This is a genomic window from Microcystis sp. M113S1, assembly GCF_020246945.1.
In the GTDB taxonomy this organism is placed as follows: Bacteria; Cyanobacteriota; Cyanobacteriia; order Cyanobacteriales; family Microcystaceae; genus Microcystis.
In genome coordinates this window covers 1-3,001 of the sequence record NZ_JADBSA010000425.1, presented here as the reverse complement: position 1 = coordinate 3,001, position 3,001 = coordinate 1, and the positions used below count along the sequence as shown (strand labels likewise).

The following is a 3,001-nucleotide window of genomic DNA, read 5'->3' as shown; positions in this document are numbered from 1 at the left end:
GTTCGGGTGTGGGGTAAAATCGAAACCAATAGGCTTTTTCCATGGGGAGCATTTTAGCATATATTTCGTAAATGTGTTAATATTTAACAGTAAAGCCGTCGTAGAACGACGGGGTTTCAGACCCAAAATTTTCGATGAAGGGCTGCCGTCAGCTATCAGTTATAGCTGAAAACCTCCCTACTTTCTTTTCACTGTTTACTGTTTACTGATTACTGATCACTGAAAAAGGGAGCAGGGAGCGGGAGTTTGAGGATTTGTACTAAAATATCCAATACGCAGTTTAAATCCAATAGAGCTTAGGTGAAAACTTCGGTACTTTCTTTTCACTGATTACTGATTACTGATTACTGATTACTGATCACTGAAAAGCCCATAATTCTTAGGTTTTTGAGGCGTTGAGGGAATTAAAACGAGGGGAAAGATAGGCGACTAAAACTCCGAGGGCAAAACCGATTAAATTGCGGAAAAGGGGCAGTAATTCAGCAGTGCGAGTAACCACTGGTCCGATGCCAAAAGCAACAAAGAGGATAAACCAGAGGGGAGAGACAATTAAAACCCATTGCCAAGCGAAAACCTGTCCTTCTTTGCGAGGAATACCGGCAAAACCGAAGACTAAACCGCCGACAATTGAGGTAATTAAAGTTAAAATCCACTGTTCCTTCGGTAGGCCGGGGACTACCGCACAACCACCTTTAACTAAACAGCCTTTTACCGTGTCTAAAGATTGTACGATCGCATTATTCTCGCCATTTTCCCGGACAAAATACATATTACCGAAACGGGCCTGTAATTCGATCCAAAAAGTGCGGGGTAAAAATTCATAGACGGCATCGCCAATACTAAAAGATAGTAAATTACCGCCCCGACCATCGGCCACTAAGAGAATACTTTTATCATCCAATCCCCAGAAATTAATCACTGCCCGGCCGGGGCTGCGGTCATATTGGGTTAAAACTCGCATTTTCCAGCCCGTTTCCCCTTGAAATGTCTCGATATCTCGGATCAATGCTTCTTCCTGTTTTGCGGGTAGATAATTGGCTAAATCAACGATCGGAGTGGCTTGATTGGGCAGTAATTCGGGATTATTCACCGCTAGAGCTTGATCCGGTGAGATAATCCAACCCAGACAGCTAATGACAGCAATGACAAGAGCGATCGAGATTCCTCGGCAAAAACGATTGAGCATAGCACTTCCAGACAATGAGAATTTTTTAAGCACGGGTGTAGGCTAACTTTCAGTTTCTTTACACTTATTTACTTTATCTTAAGGGAATTCTCAACTTTAGTCACCCAGTTATCAGTCATCAGTCATCAGTCATCAGTTATCAGATGTGAGTTTTCAGTTCACTGGTTACTGTTTACTGATCACTGAAAAAAGCCTCCCACTTCCCCATCTGCTTAACTGCGTTTCCAAGTATTCCAAGCGACTTTAAAACCGATCAAGAGGCGACGGCTGCCACGATCGAGCTTGCTAAGACCAGCTTTAGCACTACCGAGACTGCGATCAACTCCCTGGACAACTTGGCGGGTACTTTTAACCCCTTCATCGATATTTTCGGTTAATTCGCTGATTTCTGCCCCTGTCAGGCGAATTGCTTCTAGAGTCGGGGGAAATTCCCGATGGAGGGTATCAAACAATTTTTCGGCACTGCGGGCAGCCCGGGCTAACTCTTGCAGGGCAGGCAAAGCAGCGATGAAAACCGCCGTTAAACTAACGGCGACTAGCAGTAAAGAACATCCTAGCCAGAAAATAGGTTCGGTCATTTAATGCTCATTCGAGGGATGATTATCGCCTTGGGGGGATTCTTCAGAGTCGGGGAAAGGATTGTCCGTGGCTAGACTTTGACTAGCTTCGATTCCGGCTGTCACCGCCTCTTTTAATCTAATTAAAGTATCATCCCAATTACGCCGGGCCGATTCCGATAGGCGATCGGCCTGCAATTGCACCGTCGTGGTCAGATCTTCGGCTAATTCTGGCAAAGCCCGCGCGGATTTTTGCAGAATTCGACGGGTTTCTTTTCCAGATCTCGGCGCTACTAATAAACCCGCCACTGCCCCGATCGCACTGCCCACTAAAACCCCGACGACGAATAAGCCACCGTTACCGTTATTTTTATCTGCCATAGGATTGCCCTTGTACTTAATTCCCAATTTTACGAGGAATTACACTTCTCTTGTGCAGTTTCTTCGGCAAAAATTTTGGACTGTTGCTCTTGGCAAGCAAAAACAGACCTAGAAGGGATAACTTGAGAAAAAACTAGCGATCGGGCAAAACCTGATTTTATTGCTGACTTTGAGCAAATAAGGAAGTGAAAAAGAAGAACCTCTGGGAGTCTTGCCGTGTTTCGACCCCAAAGGTTTTTCTTATGCTGAACTTATACTCCTCACACGATATTTATATTACACACAACCCGCTGCTTTTGTCAAGAGGTTTACGAAATTTTTTCCACAGACCTCTGGCCAAATTAATTTCCCAGGGCCGGTAGGCGCTCTTGCGGGGGACAGCTATCACAGTAAATTACTGGTTAAGACTGTCTATGAGCGCCGGAGCAGGGAGCGGGGAGCGTCAACGTCAGTGGTAATTACCGAAATACCAAACCATTGTGGAGCTGCTAGGGCTAATTCAGGAATATAATCGGCGATCTTACCCGTCTGTAAATCAGAGTATTTGTCCTGAAGATAGTTAAGATAGTTGCGAAAAGGATAGACCAACTTTTGACCAGAATTGACCAGACTATTGACATCCTCGCCGCCGTAAAACGGACGGCGATTCCTCACCACGCCACTTTTTTAGGGTGGTCGCGTCAATGGGGTTGACGCAGATAGCGAAAAACGCTTAATTGCTTAAGTCTGACACTTTCGACCCGTCCATTTTGAGTGTCCGAATGCCGGACGGCCACTTTGAACAAGTCGAAAAAATCTCATGTTCCACCTTATTTCCTAGAAAGTTTTACTCGTTCAAGGCCGAATTTGAAGTCTTTTCTGAACGAAACCCCCTACT

General features: G+C 45.1%; 3 protein-coding genes and 1 pseudogene. All 4 read right to left on the bottom strand.

The annotated features are described in order from the left end of the window. Positions 1-379: 379 nt before the first annotated feature. Positions 380-1,186 (bottom strand): TPM domain-containing protein, encoded by an 807-nt coding sequence (locus IM319_RS21660; RefSeq protein WP_286823781.1) that lies wholly within the window; start codon positions 1,184-1,186, stop codon positions 380-382. A 212-nt stretch (positions 1,187-1,398) separates the two neighbouring features. Continuing rightward, positions 1,399-1,764 (bottom strand): hypothetical protein, encoded by a 366-nt coding sequence (locus tag IM319_RS21655; protein WP_004156958.1) that lies wholly within the window; start codon positions 1,762-1,764, stop codon positions 1,399-1,401. Then, positions 1,765-2,124 (bottom strand): YtxH domain-containing protein, encoded by a 360-nt coding sequence (locus IM319_RS21650; protein ID WP_286823755.1) that lies wholly within the window; start codon positions 2,122-2,124, stop codon positions 1,765-1,767. It abuts the gene before it with no gap. 447 nt (positions 2,125-2,571) lie between these two features. Next, positions 2,572-2,778 (bottom strand): annotated as a pseudogene (locus IM319_RS21645) (hypothetical protein); the annotation flags it as partial. Between the last annotated feature and the right edge of the window lie 223 nt (positions 2,779-3,001).

What these genes read in the sequence shown, in the direction of transcription:
- IM319_RS21650 (WP_286823755.1), bottom strand. Translation starts at nt 2,124, where the DNA reads ATGGCAGATAAAAATAACGGTAACGGTGGCTTATTCGTCGTCGGGGTT.
- IM319_RS21660 (WP_286823781.1), bottom strand. Translation starts at nt 1,186, where the DNA reads ATGCTCAATCGTTTTTGCCGAGGAATCTCGATCGCTCTTGTCATTGCT.
- IM319_RS21655 (WP_004156958.1), bottom strand. Translation starts at nt 1,764, where the DNA reads ATGACCGAACCTATTTTCTGGCTAGGATGTTCTTTACTGCTAGTCGCC.